This is a genomic window from Luteibacter sp. PvP120, assembly GCF_054055715.1.
This window is the reverse complement of record NZ_JBSRXP010000006.1, coordinates 240,455-257,760: the sequence shown is the minus strand read 5'-3', so window position 1 is coordinate 257,760 and position 17,306 is coordinate 240,455. Positions and strand designations below refer to the sequence as shown.

The window sequence follows — 17,306 nt, the reverse complement described above, 5'->3', positions numbered from 1 at the left end:
ACATGTATCGAGGAACGTCCATGGCATCGAATCGTCGCGCGCTGGTCACCGGCGCATCCGCCGGCATCGGCGAGGCGTTCGCCCGCGAACTGGCCCGTCGCGGCCACGACCTGGTGCTCACCGCACGCCGGGCCGACCGCCTGGAAAAGCTCGCCGCCGAATTGCGCGACCGGCACGGCATCGAAGCGATCGTGGCGCCGCTGGACCTGGCCCGTCCCGACGGTCCGGAGGCACTCGTCGCGGCCCTGGAGGCCCAAGGCCTGGCGATCGACGTACTGATCAACAACGCCGGCTACGGCGTCAGCGGGTATTTCCACGAGCAGCCCTGGTCCGCGCATGCCGACTTCATCCAGGTGCTGATGACCGCCCCGACAGAACTGGCCTGGCGCCTGTTGCCGTCCATGCAGGCGCGTGGCTATGGCCGCATCGTCAACATCGCCTCGCTGGCGGGCCACCTGCCCGGCTCGGCGGGGCACACGCTGTATGCGGCGTCCAAGGCCTATCTGATCAAGCTGTCGCAGTCGCTGGCGCTCGAGGGCAAGGGCACCGGTGTCCATACCACGGCGGTGTGCCCGGGCTTTACCTATTCGGAGTTCCACGACGTGACCGGCTCGCGCGAGCTGGTCTCGAAGATGCCGCGCTGGTTGTGGATGGACGCCGCCACGGTGGCGCGACAGGGCCTGGACGCGGCCGACGCCGGCAAGGCCGTCTACGTCAACGGTCGGGTCAACACAGCGATCAAGTCCCTGTTCAAGCTGCTGCCCGATGCGCTGGCGCTGGCCATGATCGAACGGCAAGGTCGGCGCTTCCGGGTGGGACGTCGTCCGCACCCGTGACCAATGGCATACGCCGCGGGCGCGCGTGGGGGATAGCCTCGTCCGGTTCGCGGCGCGCCCTGCGCCGTTGCTGTGATGGGGAACCCCTATGTCGACCAAACGCACCGCGGCGCTTTCCGGCGCCGTCCTCCTCGGACTGATCGGGGCCGCCGCGGCGTCCGCGCAGGCCGTCACCCTCGACGACTACAAGCGTGCCGATTCCTTCCTGGGCCACGCTTCCACGCTGGTGGACCACTCCGTCCAGCGGGTCACCTGGGTCGACGACGGCCATTTCTGGTACCGCGACCACGACAAGGACGGCGACCAGTTCCTTACCGTCGATGCCGCCACGGGCCAGGCCTCGCGCGCGTTCGACCGCGACAAGCTGGCCGCCGCGCTGTCGAAGGCGTCGGGCACGAAGGTGGAGCCCGGCCAGCTGCCGGTGAGCACGTTCGTCGTCCGCCCGGACGACGGCCTGGACGTGACCTCGCGCGGCAAGCACTACGTCTGCGACAAGGCGATCGGCAAGTGCGAGATCGCCGCGGTGAAGAAGGACGCGGCCGGCAAGCCCTACGGCGATGAGCCGGGCCTGAAGTCGCCGGACGGCAAGTCGGAGGCCTTCATCCGCGACTGGAACCTGTGGGTGCGCGACCTGGCCACGGGTGCCGAAACGCGCCTGACCACCGATGGCATCAAGGATTTCGGTTACGCCACGGACAACGCCGGCTGGCAGCACACCGACGAGGCGATCCTCGTGTGGTCGCCCGATTCGAAGAAGATCGCCACGTTCCAGCAGGACCAGCGCAAGACCGGCGAGATGACCCTGGTCACCACCAACGTCGGCCATCCCAAGGTGGACACCTGGAAATACCCGCTGCCCGGCGACAAGGACGTGACCATGATCGAGCGCGTCGTGATCGACGTGCCGACGAAAACCGTGGTGCGCTTCAAGATGCCCGCCGACCAGCATCGCTCTTCGCTTTGCGACGATGTGTCGTGCAGCCCCGGCGTGTGGGACGACGTGCGCTGGGCGGGCGACGGCAAGAGCATTGCCTTCGTGTCCACCTCGCGCGATCACACGCACGAATGGTTCCGCGTGGCCAACCCGGAAACCGGCGACGTGCGCACGGTGTTCGAGGAAAAGGCCAAGACCTATTTCGAGAGCGGCAACGGTACGGTCAACTGGCAATACGTGCCCGAGACCGACCAGGTGATCTGGTTCTCCGAGCGGAGCAACTGGGGCCACCTGTACATGTACAGCCTGAAGACCGGCAAGCTGGAACAGGCGATCACCCAGGGCGACTGGAACGTCACCGAGGTGCTGCGCATCGACCCGAAGACGAAGACGATCTGGTTCCGTGGCGTGGGTCGTGAGAAGGGCGTCGATCCGTACTACCAGCAGTTCTACAAGGTGGGCTTCGACGGCAAGGGCCTGACCCTGCTGACCCCTGAGAACGCCGACCATACGGTCAGCCTCTCCAAGGACGGCACCTACTTCTTCGATTCGTATTCCACGATCGACACGCCGCCGGTGGCGCTGGTGCGCCGTTCGGATACCGGTGCGACGGTGAAGGACATCGCCCATGCCGATATCTCCCGCCTGAAGGCCACCGGCTGGGTGCCGCCCACCGCGTTCACGGTGAAGGCGCGTGACGGCAAGACCGACCTCTACGGCCAGATGTTCAAGCCGTCGAAGTTCGATCCGTCGAAGAAATACCCGCTGATCGTCTACATCTACCCGGGCCCGCAGGTGGGCTCGATCCGCACGCGCAGCTTCCTCCCCGCCCATGGCGACAACCAGGCGCTGGCCGAGCTGGGCTTCGTGGTCGTGGCAGTGGACGGCATGGGCACGCCGTGGCGCTCCAAGGCGTTCCACGATGCGTATTTCCAGAACATCGGCGACAACACGCTGCCCGACCAGGTGCTGGCGGTGAAGCAGCTGGTGCAGAAGTACAGCTGGCTGGACGGCGATCGCGTGGGTATCTGGGGCCACTCCGGCGGCGGCAACGCCACGGCCACGGCCATGTTCCGCTACCCGGACGTGTTCAAGGTGGGCATCTCGGAGTCGGGCAACCACGACAACCGTAACTACGAGGACGACTGGGCCGAGAAGTGGCAGGGCCTGCTGGTCAAGGACAAGGACGGCAAGAGCAACTACGACGACCAGGCCAACCAGAAGTGGGTCAGCGGCCTGAAGGGTCACCTGATGATCGCGCACGGCACGATGGACGATAACGTCCCGCCGTACGAGTCGCTGCTGGTGGTCGATGCGCTGATCAAGGCGAACAAGGATTTCGACCTGGTCATGATCCCCAACGCGCACCACGGCTACGGCGACGCCACGCCGTACATGACGCGCCGCCGCTGGGACTACTTCGTGCGCTACCTCAAGGGCGAAACACCGCCCAAGGAGTTCCAGCTGACCCCCATGCCGCCCCGCAATTAACCCATGTAGGAGTGCACGATGTGCGCGAAATGTGTTCGCCGAATCTGACGGGCTAGCGCGTAACCCCGGACGTTCGGCCTCAAAACATGTCGCGCACGTGCGTGCGCTCCTACACTCGGGTTTGTCGGGTTGCGCGAAAAGCTGCGACCTAGAGGCATGCGCTCCTACCCGGCGGTTGTCGGTACCGGGGCGAAGTGCATGGCGCCGGCGTTCATGCAGTAGCGCAGGCCGGTGGGATCGGGGCCATCGTCGAACACGTGGCCGAGATGGGCGTCGCAGCGGGCACACTTCACTTCCGTGCGCTCCTCGAGCAGGCTGCGGTCGATCTTCTCCACCACGTTCCGTTTCGAGATCGGTTTCCAGAAGCTGGGCCACCCCGTGCCTGACTCGAACTTGGTGGCCGAGTCATACAGCGCCGTGTCGCAGCCGATGCAGCGGTAGATGCCGTTGTCATGCCGGTCCCAGCCCTCGCCCGTATAGGCCGGCTCGGTGCCTTCCTGGCGGGTGATGTAATACGACTTCGTGCCCAGCTTCGCTTTCCACTGGTCGTCAGTCAGCACCACGCGGGCCTCGGGGTGCGGCCCCAGTGGCTTCTTGTCGGGCGCGAAGGCGTCGAGGGTCACCGTGCCGCCCTGTAGCGGGGGCGGAGCCTCGGCGGCCATGGCGGGCCTAATGGCGCGCAGGACGAAGGGCAGCGAGGCGGAGGCCGCGACCGTGGCGGCAAACACGCCCAGGAAACGGCGGCGATCGGGATCGGCGTGGCGCATGGAACCTCCGGAAAGCAGGAAGGGTGCCCGGTGGCACCCTTCCGATAAGACCGGACCGTGGGGGTCTGGCTTACACGATCAGTCGTTCACCCAATGGCACTCACGGTGGGTCTCGTAGGTCGCGTGCTTGTTCTGATTGTTCTTCTGGATCTGGTTGCCGGCGTAACCGCCGCCGACCGCACCGGCCACCGTGGCCAGGGTCTTGCCCTTGCCGCCGCCCACCTGGTTGCCCAGCAGGCCACCGGCCACGGCGCCCACGCCGGTGCCGATCAGGCGGTTATTGTCCTTGGACTGGATCTGTTTGGTCTGGACGTCGCGGCAGACCTGGTGCTGACTGCGCCGGCTCTGGGCATCGGCCGGCGGAGCGGTAACAGCCGCGCCGGTAGCGACGACGAACAGGGTAGCGGCGAGCAGATGGGTCTTCATTGAGCATCCTCCTTATAGGGCTGCGACAGGGATACCCCCGGCCTCGTGACGGAGGGGTCAAATACTTGCGCCGGCTCCGGTTTGATCGACATGGCGTATGGCCGCGGTTTAATCGGGGTGCCTCGCGCCTCGGCCACGGCCTCGGTCAGTTCGGCGCCCAGCAGCAGGATCAGGGCCGAGTAGTACACCCATACCAGCAGTACCACCACGCTGCCCGCCGGACCGTAAGGGCCGCCGACGTTGCTGCGCTCCAGGTAGAAACCGATGGCGAACTTGCCCACCACGAAGAGCAGGGCGGTCAGGCTGGCGCCGATCACGGCATCGCGCCACTCGATGATGGCATCCGGCAGCACCTTGTAGATGGCGCCGAAGATGACGACGAACACCGCCAGGGAAATCAGTGTTTCCAGCACGTGCCAGCCGGTGGTACCGCCGCGGACGAACACCGCGATCATGGCGCTGGCGGAGAACGAGATCACCAGCAGGAAGGCCAGCGAGAGCAGCAGGCCCAGGGCGTGCAGGCGCGCGCGTAGCCACGTCAGGATCGCATGAGTGGCCTTGCCGGGCTTCGGCTGCAGCCCCCAGACCCGGTTCAGGGCGCCTTGCAGCTGGGCGAACACGGCGGAGGCGCCGACCAGGGTGACGCCGAGGCCGATGATGCCGGCCACGCTGCCCACGCTGGGTTTCTGCTTGGCGTTTTCGATCACCAGCCGCACGGCTTCGGCGGCGCGCGAGCCGACCAGGCCGTTCAGGCTGTCGATCAGCTGGGCCTGCCACTCGGGACGGAGCGAGGCCACCACCCACAGCAGCAACACCAGCAATGGCGCGAACGACAGCGCCGAATAGAAGGCGAGCGCGGCGGCGCGCGTCATCAGCTCATCGTCGCTGAATCCCTTTACCGTGGTGCTGACGACCCGCCAGCCCATCTTCAACCTCGCATGCACGTGTTCGCCTCCCGAATCGACCGAGCCAGCTTCGCGGCTGGGGCGCGAAGGTGGCGTGGACTGGGCTCAGACGGCGTGCAGTGACGCGATGGCGCTGGGGATGGCCTCGGCGCCGGCCACCTCGACCACGCGCTCGCCCATGGCGAAGCCGGTCAGGCGCTCGTGCTCCCAAGTGCTGTGGTAGGGCATGTACACCCCGCAGCCGCCCAGGGCGACTACCGGGGCGATATCCGACTTCAGCGAGTTGCCGACCATGGCGAAGCGTTCCGGCGGGAGCCCGAACTCCTGCAGCAGGCGGGTGTACGTGGCGGGATCCTTCTCCGAGACGATCTCGATCCGGTGGAAGATGCCGGCCAGCCCACATTGGGCCACCTTGGCTTCCTGGTGGAAGAGGTCGCCCTTGGTGATCAGCACCACGCGGTGGGTCGCCGCCACGGCCTCCACCGCCTCGCGGATGCCGGGCAGCAACTCGACCGGGTGGCCGAGCACGTCCTTGGCCAGGCGCACGATGCGATGGATGTCCCGGGCCTCGATGCGCCCGTCGGTCAGCTCGATCGCCGATTCGATCATGGACAGGGCCATGCCCTTGGCGCCGTAGCCGAACAGCGCGATGTTGCCGCGCTCCGTGGCCAGCAGGGAGGCACGCAGGCCCTCCGCGGCCAGATCGACATACCGGCCCAGGATGGCCTCGAAGGCCGCCTGGGCGTCGTCGTAGTATTCCTGGCTACGCCACAGCGTGTCGTCGCCGTCGAAGCCGACCATCTCGATCATGAAGGCAAGGTTCCTGCGCGCACGGTTGCGTGCGACATCGTTAAAGCGGAACCTCGCAGGTTGCCGTCAATCGATGCCGCGCGCAACCGCGCGCCTGTCCTGGGACTATTCCATATGTATGAGTTTACCGACGTTGCCTGCCCCTACTGCGGCGAGACCATCGAGGTGGCCGTCGATACGTCGGGCGGCAGCCAGATGTACATCGAGGATTGCCAGGTCTGCTGCCGGCCGATCGTGATGCGCCTGACGGTGGACGAGGGCGACGATTCGTTCGCGCTGGATGCGTCGGCGGAGAATGAGGGCTAACTGTAGGAGCCCACGATGTGGGCGATCCGTCACCCTGCCCACATCGAATGAAGCCATGCCATCCATCCATGCGGGCGGTTCCGAACGCAAACGTAGATGGCGGTGGATCGCGGACATCGTCCGCTCCTACAACGGCAACGCGACGCTGCGCTGTAGGAGCCCACGATGTGGGCGATGCGGCCCTCCACGCCACCGCAGCCGTGTAGGAGCCCACGATGTGGGCGACCCAGCCCCCCACACAAAGAAAAGGCCCGGGTCTCCCCAGGCCTTCTCGATGACACCGATGACGGAGCGGCTTAGAACGCCACCGACATTTTCAGGCCGAGCACCAGCGCGTCGTCGTTCTGCTTGCTGCCGCCCGGATCCTTGATGTACTGCAGGTTGGGACGCAGTGCGATCGAGGGGATCGGCGAGTAGCTGTAGAACACTTCGGCCACCTTCTCGTAGCCGTCGTTGACGATGCCGTCCGTGCCGGTGATGGCATTGACCAGGCGCTGGTTCTTCGCGGCGTAACCGCTGGCGTGCGAGCCACCGATGGCGGCGCCGATGAAGTCGTTCGGGCGATCGAAGATGCCCTTGTACTCCATGCCCAGCGAGATCTGGTTGTTGGTTGCGGACGTCTCGTGGTCGGCCGACGCGATGTTCAGGAACACCGTGGTGCCGTTGCCGCCGGCTTCGCCGGACACCTGCTGCTGGAAGGTGATCCATGCGCCCTTGCGGGAATCGTGCTGCAGCGGCTCGTTGCCGGTCAGTGCGATGGGCTGGCGGTTCACGTCGAGGTACAGGTCGTTACCCTTGGACGTGTTGTACCAGACGCCGGCGCGGTACGAACCGGGCAGGCCGTTGACCATCGGCTTCCAGCCGAACTCCAGCGGGATCAGCGCACCGGTGGTGCCGCCGGGGAAGTTCGGCTTGAGGCCGTTGTGACGCGCGTAGGAGTCGTCGACGTACTTCGGGTTGACCTGGTAGGCGGCGATCTGGACGAAGGTTTCCTTCGAGGTATCCAGCTTCAGCACCGTGGCCCACTGGCTGGTCGGCCAGTTGACCCAGTAGTCGCCCACGATGTTACCCGGCTGCGCGCCGCAGAAGGTCAGGTTCTGGAAGTCGCACGAGAACTGGTTGATGTCCTCGCCGACCGGCAGGCGGCCGATCTTCCAGGTCAGGCGATCGTCGAAGAACTTCTGCACCAGGGAGAAGACCGTCAGGTGCCAGGTCTGGCCGCGGCCGTAGACTTCCTGGATCAGCTGGTTGTTGCCGATGTTGGCGTCGGCGCCGATGTTGCGGCCGTTACGATCGGTAACCACGATGTTGAACGTCGCGCCGTTCCAGCCCCACAGCTTCTGCAGGTCGAACGCGGCGCCCAGCTTCCACTGGTCGGTGTAACGGGTGATGTTCTTGGTGCCGCCCGAGTAGTTGTGGGCCGCTTCACCGCCGTAACCGAGGTCGAACTTCACGCCGGCGTCTTCGAGCCGCGTGCGTTCACCGTTCCAGTCACCGAACAGGTATTTGCTGGTTGCGAGGTCGTCGGCGTGCGCCGCGGTGGCAGCCAGGCCGAGGCATGCGAGCAGCACGCCGGCGATGGGACGCTTAGCGAGTACGTTGAGCATGTGTCCTTCTCCCTGAAAATTTATGCTTTTGCGTTTATGGCTTTTGATTATCTAAGTTGCAACGCACAATAGCTCCCCGCGCGTCCAACCCGCCGCATCATAATGTTTTTGTCAGACTAATGTGTGGGCATCGCGAATTCTGCCCCCGCACTTTCGTCGTGGTTCAGCCAACGCTGTGTGACAGCTTTCTGTCTTGTGTAGAAGCGCACAGATTCCGGGCCGTGGGCGTGGTGGTCTCCCATCAGGCTCTTCTTCCAGCCGCCGAAGCTGTGGAAGGCCATCGGCACGGGAATAGGGATGTTGATGCCGATCATGCCCACCTGAACGCGGTGGGCGAATTCGCGGGCCACCTGGCCGTCGCGGGTGAAGATAGCCGTGCCGTTGCCGAATTCATGCTCGTCCACCAGCTTCAGGGCACTAGCGAAATCCGGCACGCGAACGACGCAGAGCACGGGTCCGAAGATTTCTTCCTTGTAGATGCGCATGGCGGGGGTGACGCGGTCGAACAGCGTGCCGCCCACGAAGAAGCCCTGTTCGCAACCGGCGACCTGATAGCCGCGGCCGTCCACGACCAGCTCGGCACCGGCCGCTTCGCCGTCGTCGATGTAGTGGGTGATGCGGTCGCGATGCACGCCGGTGACCACCGGGCCCATCTCGATCGTCTCGTCCAGGCCATGACCGATGCGCAGCGCCTTCACCCGCGGCGCGAGCTTCGCCACCAGCGCATCGGCGGTGGCCTCGCCCACGGCAACGGCCACGGAGATCGCCATGCAGCGCTCACCGGCGGCGCCGTAACCCGCGCCCATCAGTGCATCCGCCGTCTTGTCGAGGTCGGCGTCGGGCATGACGATCATGTGGTTCTTCGCGCCGCCCAGTGCCTGTACGCGTTTGCCCCTGGCGGAACCCTGCGCATAGATGTATTCGGCAATCGGCGTGGAACCGACGAAGCTCACCGCGCGCACCAGTGGATGTTCCAGCAGGGCATCCACCGCGGTCTTGTCGCCGTGCACCACGTTGAACACGCCGTCGGGAAGGCCGGCTTCCTGCAGCAGCCGGGCCAGTTCCACCGCCAGCGACGGATCGCGTTCGGACGGCTTCAACACGAAGGTGTTGCCGCAGGCCAGCGCCATGGGGAACATCCACATCGGCACCATGGCGGGGAAGTTGAACGGGGTGATGCCGGCGCACACGCCCAGCGCCTGGCGCATCGTCCAGGCATCGATACCGTTGGCGATCTGTTCGGTGTACTCACCCTTGAGCAGTTCCGGGATGCCGCACGCGTATTCGACCACTTCCAGCCCGCGGATCACTTCGCCTTTCGCGTCGGAAAGCACCTTGCCGTGTTCGGCCACGATGATGCGCGCGAGGCGGTCCAGGTCGCGCTCGATCAGGTTCTTGAAGCGGAACATCACACGCGCACGCTTGAGCGGCGGCGTGTCGGACCATGCCGGGAACGCGGCATGCGCCGCGCGCACGGCGGCATCGACATCGGCGACCGACGCGAGGTCCACCTCGGCCGCGGGCACGCCGCGCGCCGGGTCGTAGACCGGTGCCGTGCCGGAGGGCGAGCCGGTATAGGGCTTGCCGTCGATGAAATGGCCGATACGGGGAAGGGAGGAAGCGGAAGGCTGGGCGGACATGTTCGGTTACTCCGATGCGGCGCGGTCAGCGCGCGATCATCCATTCGTGGGCGGGATCGTTACGGAAGTGCCAGGCGCGGCTCGGGCCGGCCATGACATTGAGGTAGTAGCCGCGGTAGCCGTGCGGCATCACCACCGGGTGGTAGCCGCGCGGCACCATCACCACGTCGTGGTTGCCGACGGCCATCGACTCGTCGATGTCGCGCTCGTCGGTGTAGACACGTTGGAAGGCAAAACCCTGCGGCGGATCGACGCGATGGTAGTAGGTCTCTTCCAGCACGCTCTCTTCCGGCAGGGCGTCGGTGTCGTGCTTGTGCGGTGGGTAGCTGGACGAATGCCCTGCGGGTGTCAGCACCTCGACCACCAGCAGCGACTCCGCGTCTTCCGTCTCCGGCAGGATGTCGCATACGTAGCGCGTGTTGGCGCCGGTGCCGCGCGTGGAACGCTTCATCGTCGCCGGGTCGATCAGCCGCGCGGGAAACTTGCCAGTGGCCGGCGCGGACGCCAGCGCCAGTTCGGCATCGGTGTGCGCGGTTACCGTGTAAACCGATGAGGGTGGCGCATACACCGCATGCGGCGCGCGGTCCTCGAACACGCTGGCACGTCCGTCGAGGTCTTTCCACGACTGGCCTGCCACGGCAATGTCCACGCGGCCCACGAGCACCACCAGGCAGCCTTCGCGACCTTCCGGCAGCGCGATCTCGACGGTGGAGCCCGCCGCGATGCGACGCGCCTCGAAGCCTACGTGTTTCCAGTGGGCGGTTTCCGGGGTGACCTTGACGATCGCCTCGCCGGTGGGCATGGCCTTGACCAGCAGGCTCATGCGGCCTCCCCGACCGTCGCGCGGTCCAGCAGGTTGCGCAGCGTGTCGTAGCCTTTCTTGGCGAAGGCATAGCTGGGTGCCACGGACGGATCCTGCTCGGCCTCGACCACCAGCCAGCCGGTGTACCCGTGGGTTTTCAGCCGATCGATGATGGCCGCGAAATCGATCACGCCGTCGCCCGGCACGGTAAAGGCGCCGTTGAGCACGGATTCGAGGAAGGTCCAGTGGCGGTTGCGTGCGAGGCGGACCACGCCGGGACGCACGTCCTTGCAGTGCACGTGACAGATGCGGCCGATGTGGCGGTCCAGCACGGCCAGGGGGTCGCCGCCGCCGAAGTACGTGTGGCCGCTGTCGAACAACAGGCCCACTTCGTCGCCGGTGTGGGCCATCAGCTGGTCTACATCCTCGGGCGATTCCACATAGGCGCCCATGTGATGGTGGTAGGCCAGCCGCACGCCGTGCGACAGCGTGAACTTCGCGAACGCGGTGAGGTTGTCGCCGTAGCGTTTCCAGTCGTCGGCCGTGCGGAAACGCGGGCGCTTGTACAGCGGCACCGGCTCGCCCTGGATGGCGTGGGCCACCTCGCCGTAGACCATGACCTTGCAGCCGTTCTCGGCCAGCAGACGGAGGTGTTTCTCCACAGCCACGGTTTCGTCCTGCGCGGACCGCTCGGCCACGCGCCCCGAATACCAGCCGGACACCACGTCCAGGCCATAGCCGGCCATCAGGTCGCGCAGCGCGGCCGGCTCCTTCGGGAACTTGTTGCCCAGCTCGAAGCCCTCGTAGCCGATGGCCTTGCCTTCGGTGAGTGCGGTGGACAACGGGATCTCGCCGCCGAGCGAGGGCAGGTCGTCGTTGCTCCAGGAGATGGGGTTGATACCGATGCGGATGGGATCGTTTTTCATGCGGGCGTGTTCCTGGTCTTGCGGGCCACGATGGCGGTGTCGTAGCCGGCGCGGGCGTCGCGCACGGCGTCGCGCGACGATACTTCGGGGATCGCCACCTCCCACCAGGCGCCGCCTTCGTCCGTGGTGCGCGTGTGGTCGGTATCGATGCTGATGAGGTAGGTGCGGTCGGCGGCGCGCGCGCGTTCCATCGCGGCCTCCAGGCCGGCGATGTCGGCGACGTGCTCGGCGATCGCGCCCATGGCGCGGGCATGCGCGGCGAAATCGATGGTGGGTGCGCCGTGCCGGCCCTGCACGCAATCGTCGAACATGTTGTTGAACGCGGCGCTGCCGGTGGACTGTTGCAGCCGGTTGATGCAGCCGTAACCCCGGTTGTCCAGCACCACGACGATGAGCTTGGCGTCGAGCATCACCGAGGTGGCGATCTCGGAATTCATCATGAGGTAGCTGCCGTCGCCGACCATGACCACCACCTCGCGGTCGGGCAGGGCCATCTTCACGCCCAGGCCGCCGGCGATCTCATAACCCATGCACGAGTAGCCGTATTCCATGTGGTAGCCGCCGGGTGTTTCGGTGCGCCACAGCTTTTCCAGTTCCGCCGGCAGCGTGCCCGCGGCGCAGACGACCACGTCGTCTTGCGTGGAGCGTGACGACGAGCGTTGCACGGCACCGATCACTTCGCCGTCGTAGGGCAGGCGGCCTGCCGGCGGCTGGCGGGCATCCGTGGTGCGCGCCACGATGTCCAGCCATTCCCCGGCCACCTGGCGCGCGCGCAATGTCCAGGCTTCCGGAGCGGTCCAGTCCTCCAGGCCGAAGCCCAGGTCGTCCAGCACGCGTGCGGCATCCCCGATCACTTCCAGGCCGTTGCCCTTGAGCGCGTCGAACGTATTGACGTTGACCGAGAGGATCGGCACGTGGGCGAACAGGGCATTCGAGCCGGTGGTGAAATCTTGCAGTCGCGTGCCCACGGCGATCACCAGGTCGGCGTCGCGCAGCAGGGCGTTGGCGGCGGTGGAGCCACACACGCCTGCGGGGCCCAGGTGCAGCGGGTGGTTCCAGGGCAGCACGCCCTTGCCGGCCTGGGTTTCGCACACGGGCACGCCGTGCTTGTCGGCAAAGGCCAGCAATTGCGGGGTGGCCCTGGCGTACAGCGCACCGCCGCCGGCCACGATGACCGGACGCTCGGCTGCCTCGATGGCATCCAGCGCGTGCATCAGTTCGTCGTCGGTGGGCTGCGGCGCGCGGAACACGATCTCGCGCGGTTCGAAGAAGGCCAGCGGCCAGTCGTACGCCTCGGCCTGCACGTCCTGCGGCAACGCTAGCGTCACCGGGCCGCACAGCGCGGCATCGGTGAGCGCGCGGATGGCCCGCGGCAGCGCCGTCAGCAGTTGCTCCGGACGCACGATGCGGTCGAAGTAACGGGATACCGGACGCAGGCAGTCGTTGACCGAGACGGTGCCGTCGCCGAAATCCTCCAGCTGTTGCAGCACCGGATCCGGGGCGCGCGAGACGAAGATGTCGCCGGGCAGCAGCAGGACCGGCAGGCGGTTGACGTGGGCCAGTGCCGCCGCCGTCACGAGGTTGGTGGCGCCCGGCCCGATGGACGTGGTGACGGCCATCATCCGCCGGCGCATGTGCGCTTTGGCGTAGGCGATGGCGGTATGCGCCATCGCCTGTTCGTTGTGCGCGCGATACGTCGGCAGCGTGTCGCGGATGCCGTGCAGCGCTTCACCCAGCCCGGCCACGTTGCCGTGGCCGAAGATGGCGAAGACCCCGCCGAACAGCGGCGCCGACACATCGCTGTCCGGATCGCGGCCGTGGAGCGCGGCGAGGTAACGGACCAACGCCTGCGCCGTGGTCAGCCGGACGGTGGCCGGGGGAGAGGAGGGCGTGGTCATGCCGCGGCGCCTTCCTGCATCGGCGCCTGCGGGGCACGACGGCCTTCGCGCCACAGGGCGATCATCCGTTCGAACGCGGCACGCGCCTGGGCGACCAGCGTCTCATCGTCGATCCGCCCCGCCAGCCAGGCTTTCGCCGGTTCGCTGAACAGGGTGCGGCCCACCGCGAAGCCACGGCACGTGGTGCTCTCCAGGGCATCGGCGAAGCCGGCGGCCAGAACCTCTTCCGGGGCATTCAGGCCGAGCAGCAGCACGCCCCGGCAATGCGGGTCGCGCTCGGCGATCAGGGCGTCGATGCCTTGCCAGGCGTCGCGCTGCGGCGGGCACAGCTTCCACCAGTCGGGGCGGATGCCGAGGTTGTAGATACGCTTCATCGAACGCAGCACCAGCTCGTCGCGCTGGGCGGGGCCGCCGCTGCACGGCGGGATGATTTCCAGCAACAGTTCGTGGCCGCTGATCACGGCGGCGTCGTAGAGCGAACGGATCTGGGTTTCCTGCTCCACGCGCTCCATGGGTGTGGCATCCGGATCGAAGGCCACCAGGCACTTGATGACGTGTTCGCGCGGCCAGGCGATCAGCTGGCTGCCGATGGAGCGGCCGCGCTCGAGTTCGAGCGGACTGGAGCCCGGCACTTCCACCGGGCGGCCGATCCACCAGCCGCGACCGGTGGCCGCGTTCAGTGCGTCCTGGCCGTAGCGGTCGTCGGCCAGCAGGCCGACATGGCCCTGCAGGTGGCCGGCGTGTTCGGTGGCGGCCACCGCCTCCACCAGCAGCTCCTTCAGGCGCGGCAGCCGGGCTTCGTCGCCGCCGGCTTCGCGGGTCAGCTCGAAGAACGGCACCCGGTGGTCGAAGGCGAATACATACAGCTCGTTCCACGCCTTGCGCGGCACGGCGGTGCGGTGCAGGTGGGACAGCTCGGCGTCGAGATCAGGCCGCGGGATGCCGCCTTCACGGGTGAGGAATGCTTCGAGTTCCGCACGGGCGGGCATGGCCGGTGCGCAGCCGTGGCGGGACACCACGATGGCGCCGCACGCGTTGGCGAACGCGCAGGCCCGCTCCACGGACTCGCCGTCCAGCCAGCCGGTCAGGAAACCGGAAAGGAAGGCGTCGCCCGCGCCGAGCACGTTCAGCACCTCCACGCGCGCACCGCGGTAGGTCGGGGCGTCGTCGATGCGCTCGGGAATGGGGCCGTCGATCACGCTGCAGCCGATGGCGCCACGCTTGACCACCAGGGTGGCGGCGCTGATGCCGCGCACCGCGCGCAGTGCTGCAAGCAGGTCCTCGCTGCCGCCGGCGATATGGAACTCTTCTTCCGTGCCGACGATCAGGTCGAAGCCCGGCAGGCTGGCCTGCAGGTGCGCGGTGACATGATCGGCGGCCACGAAGCGGCGCTCGCCGTCACCCTTGCCCGTCAGGCCCCAGAGCACCGGACGGTAATCGATGTCGAGCACCGTGCGCACGTCGTGCTGGCGGGCCAGGTCGATGGCCCGCGTGGCCGCGGCATGCACGCCCGGCTGCGACAGGTGCGTGCCGGTGATGGCCAGCGCGCGGCAGCGGGCAATGAAGGCCTCGTCGATATCCTCCGCGGTCAGCGCCATGTCGGCGCAGTTGTCGCGGTAGAACAGCAAGGGAAACGTCTCGCGATCCTTGATGCCCAGGATGGCCAGGGCGGTGAGGCGGTCCGGGTCGACCGTGACCTGGCTGATGTCGCAGCCCTCGGCGTCCAGCGTCTCGGTGAGGAAACGGCCCATGTGGTCGTCGCCGACGCGGGCGAGCATGGCCGAGCGCAGGCCCAGCCGTGCCGTGCCGAAGGCGACGTTGGCCGAAGACCCGCCGAGGTACCTGGCGAAACTGGTGGCGTCCTCCAGGCGGGCGCCGATCTGCTGGGCGTAGAGATCCACCGCGAGCCGGCCGAGGCAGGCGACGTCGATGGGGCGGGAGGCGGAGCGGGGCAGGGGACTACGCATGGGGGTTTTCCGTGTTCAGGCCGCGCGGCCTTCCAGTTCGTCGACCAGGCTCTGGATCTCGGTGCCGCCGGCCATCATGTCGAGCACGGCTTCCTTGGTGACATCCGCCTTGGCGAAGGTGCCCATGGACTGGCCGCGGTTCAAGAGCGTGAAGCTGTCCGCGATGGGGTAGGCGTGGTGCACGTTGTGAGTGATGAAGATCACCGAGATGCCGCGCTCGCGTGCCTTGTGGATCAGCTTGAGCACGTTGCACGACTGCTTGACGCCCAGGGCCGCCGTGGGCTCGTCCAGGATCAGCACCTTGGCGCCGAAATGGATGGCGCGGGCGATGGCCAGGCACTGCCGCTCGCCACCGGACATGGTGCCCACCGGCTGGCTGGCGTCGCGCACGCGGATGCCCATCTCGGCCAGCTTCTCGCGCGCCGTCTCGTTGGCGTAGCGCATGTCGATGACGGGAATCAGCCCGAACACCTTCCGCTGCGGCTCACGCCCGGCGAAGAAGTTGCGCGCGACGCTCATCAGCGGCACCAGCGCCAGGTCCTGGTAAACGGTGGCGATGCCGTCGTCCAGCGCCTCGCGCGGCGAGCCGTACTTCACGGGTTGCCCTTCGACGCGGTATTCGCCGGTGCTGGGCTGGTGCACGCCGGCCAGGGTCTTGATCAGCGTGGACTTGCCGGCGCCATTGTCGCCGAGCAGGCAATGCACTTCGCCGCGCCGCAACCGCAACGTCACGCCTTGCAGGGCGATCACGCTGCCGAAGAACTTGCTGACGTTGTCCAGTTCGAGAATGTAATCGTCGGCCATGCGGGCGGTCCTCACTTGGTACTCGCAGCGCGGCTGCGGATGTAATGGTTGAACAGCACCGCCAGCAGCAACATGCCGCCGAGGAACACGCGGTACCAGTCCGAATCGATGTTGGTGTACGAGATGCCGATCTGCACGACGCCGAAGATCAGTGCGCCGAAGCAGGCACCGATGACCGAACCGAAGCCGCCGGTAAGCAGCGCGCCACCGATGACCACGGCGATGATCGCTTCGAACTCTTTCTGCAGGCCGCGATCGGCGGCCGCGGAACCCACGTCGGCGACCTGGAGCACGCCGAACAGGCAGGCGCAGAACGCGGTGAGCACGAACAGCGACACCTTGACCCGGCGCACCGGCACGCCGACGTTCTTGGCGGCGTTGGCGTCGCCGCCCACGGTGAAGATCCAGTTGCCGAAGCGGGTGCGCGCCAGCACGAAGCCGGCGGCCAGGCCCATCACCAGCCACCACACCAGCACCTTGGGAATGCCGCCGACCACGGGATCGCCGCTGGGCAGCTTCTCGATCAGGTTCATGCCGGCCAGCGCGGTGAACAGCCAGTGCAGCGTGGTGCCCGAGAACAGCGCATTGATGACCGGGTCCTCGGCGAACTTGTCGCCCACGCCGCTGACGATGGTGCTGTTGGCGAAGCTGGTGGACAGCACCAGCGTGAGGCCACGCAGGATGAACATGAAAGCGAGGGTGACGATGAACGACGGCAACCGGGTGCGCACCACCAGGTAGCCGTTGAGCGCACCCAGCGCCATGCAGCCGACGAAGGCGAAGAGCACGGCCGCCCACAGCGGCCAGCCCAGGTACATCGGTGGAATGGCGACCAATACGCCGGCGAAGCCGATCATCGAACCCATCGACAGATCGAACTCGCCGGCGATCATCAGCAGGCAGGCGCCCACGGCCAGGATGCCGAGGTACGCCGCTACCTGCGCCCAGTTGATCACGCCATCGAGCGCGAACATGCCCGAGCCGCGGGCGAAGATGCCGAAGAAGACGAAGACGAGCACGGTGCCCGCGATCGACCCGAGTTCGGGCCGGTCGAGGAGAATGCGCCACGGGGATACCCGTCGCACGCGTTCGTCCGTGGAGGTCGGTGCTTCCGGCGCTTTCGCGCGGTTGGACTGGATCATGTCTGACACGCTCTCATTGATGGCGCTCATGGTTCATTCCCCGGC

At 66.9% G+C, this 17,306-nt stretch carries 15 protein-coding genes; 3 read left to right on the top strand and 12 right to left on the bottom strand.

Annotated features, from left to right (window positions below; all coding sequences use genetic code 11):
- Positions 1-20: 20 nt before the first annotated feature.
- Both ACVKN3_RS14075 and ACVKN3_RS14070 read left to right on the top strand, forming a co-directional pair.
- Positions 21-836, top strand: a complete 816-nt coding sequence (locus ACVKN3_RS14075) for an SDR family NAD(P)-dependent oxidoreductase (RefSeq protein ID WP_354514802.1) — start codon at positions 21-23, stop codon at positions 834-836.
- Positions 837-924: 88 nt separating this feature from the next.
- Positions 925-3,261, top strand: a complete 2,337-nt coding sequence (locus ACVKN3_RS14070) for a S9 family peptidase (protein ID WP_354514800.1) — start codon at positions 925-927, stop codon at positions 3,259-3,261.
- A 164-nt stretch (positions 3,262-3,425) separates the two neighbouring features.
- Here the strand turns inward: ACVKN3_RS14070 and msrB are convergent, their stop codons facing one another.
- From msrB to ACVKN3_RS14050, 4 genes are all read right to left on the bottom strand, one after another.
- Positions 3,426-4,028, bottom strand: coding sequence for a peptide-methionine (R)-S-oxide reductase MsrB (gene msrB, locus ACVKN3_RS14065; RefSeq protein ID WP_354514798.1), 603 nt, complete (start codon positions 4,026-4,028; stop codon positions 3,426-3,428).
- Between the two features lie 78 nt (positions 4,029-4,106).
- On the bottom strand, positions 4,107-4,454 hold the full coding sequence (locus ACVKN3_RS14060) for a glycine zipper 2TM domain-containing protein (protein ID WP_285406654.1): 348 nt from the start codon (positions 4,452-4,454) through the stop codon (positions 4,107-4,109).
- Positions 4,451-5,398, bottom strand: coding sequence for a YihY/virulence factor BrkB family protein (locus ACVKN3_RS14055; protein ID WP_354514796.1), 948 nt, complete (start codon positions 5,396-5,398; stop codon positions 4,451-4,453). The genes ACVKN3_RS14060 and ACVKN3_RS14055 overlap by 4 nt, the downstream gene beginning before the upstream one ends.
- A gap of 66 nt (positions 5,399-5,464) precedes the next feature.
- Positions 5,465-6,169, bottom strand: a complete 705-nt coding sequence (locus tag ACVKN3_RS14050) for an HAD family hydrolase (protein ID WP_354514794.1) — start codon at positions 6,167-6,169, stop codon at positions 5,465-5,467.
- Between the two features lie 114 nt (positions 6,170-6,283).
- Between ACVKN3_RS14050 and ACVKN3_RS14045 the strand changes: the two genes are divergently transcribed.
- Positions 6,284-6,475, top strand: coding sequence for a CPXCG motif-containing cysteine-rich protein (locus ACVKN3_RS14045; RefSeq protein WP_036139759.1), 192 nt, complete (start codon positions 6,284-6,286; stop codon positions 6,473-6,475).
- Between the two features lie 296 nt (positions 6,476-6,771).
- Here the strand turns inward: ACVKN3_RS14045 and ACVKN3_RS14040 are convergent, their stop codons facing one another.
- The 8 genes from ACVKN3_RS14040 to ACVKN3_RS14005 form a co-directional block, all read right to left on the bottom strand.
- The gene (locus tag ACVKN3_RS14040; RefSeq protein WP_285406661.1) at positions 6,772-8,082 is read right to left on the bottom strand and encodes a carbohydrate porin; all 1,311 of its coding nucleotides are present in this window, start codon (positions 8,080-8,082) and stop codon (positions 6,772-6,774) included.
- Positions 8,083-8,198: 116 nt separating this feature from the next.
- A complete protein-coding gene (locus tag ACVKN3_RS14035; protein WP_354514792.1) occupies positions 8,199-9,722 on the bottom strand; it encodes a CoA-acylating methylmalonate-semialdehyde dehydrogenase in 1,524 nt (507 codons plus the stop codon).
- Between the two features lie 25 nt (positions 9,723-9,747).
- Positions 9,748-10,545, bottom strand: a complete 798-nt coding sequence (gene iolB, locus ACVKN3_RS14030; protein WP_354514790.1) for a 5-deoxy-glucuronate isomerase — start codon at positions 10,543-10,545, stop codon at positions 9,748-9,750.
- Positions 10,542-11,450 carry a myo-inosose-2 dehydratase gene (gene iolE / locus ACVKN3_RS14025; RefSeq protein WP_354514788.1) on the bottom strand — a complete coding sequence of 303 codons (909 nt, stop codon included), beginning with the start codon at positions 11,448-11,450 and terminating at the stop codon, positions 10,542-10,544. The genes iolB and iolE overlap by 4 nt, the downstream gene beginning before the upstream one ends.
- Positions 11,447-13,348, bottom strand: coding sequence for a 3D-(3,5/4)-trihydroxycyclohexane-1,2-dione acylhydrolase (decyclizing) (iolD, locus tag ACVKN3_RS14020; protein WP_354514786.1), 1,902 nt, complete (start codon positions 13,346-13,348; stop codon positions 11,447-11,449). The genes iolE and iolD overlap by 4 nt, the downstream gene beginning before the upstream one ends.
- Positions 13,345-15,315 (bottom strand): bifunctional 5-dehydro-2-deoxygluconokinase/5-dehydro-2-deoxyphosphogluconate aldolase, encoded by a 1,971-nt coding sequence (locus tag ACVKN3_RS14015; RefSeq protein ID WP_354514784.1) that lies wholly within the window; start codon positions 15,313-15,315, stop codon positions 13,345-13,347. The genes iolD and ACVKN3_RS14015 overlap by 4 nt, the downstream gene beginning before the upstream one ends.
- A 15-nt stretch (positions 15,316-15,330) precedes the next feature.
- Positions 15,331-16,119 carry an ATP-binding cassette domain-containing protein gene (locus ACVKN3_RS14010; RefSeq protein WP_285406676.1) on the bottom strand — a complete coding sequence of 263 codons (789 nt, stop codon included), beginning with the start codon at positions 16,117-16,119 and terminating at the stop codon, positions 15,331-15,333.
- A gap of 11 nt (positions 16,120-16,130) precedes the next feature.
- The gene (locus ACVKN3_RS14005) at positions 16,131-17,291 is read right to left on the bottom strand and encodes an ABC transporter permease (protein WP_354514781.1); all 1,161 of its coding nucleotides are present in this window, start codon (positions 17,289-17,291) and stop codon (positions 16,131-16,133) included.
- Positions 17,292-17,306 lie beyond the last annotated feature (15 nt).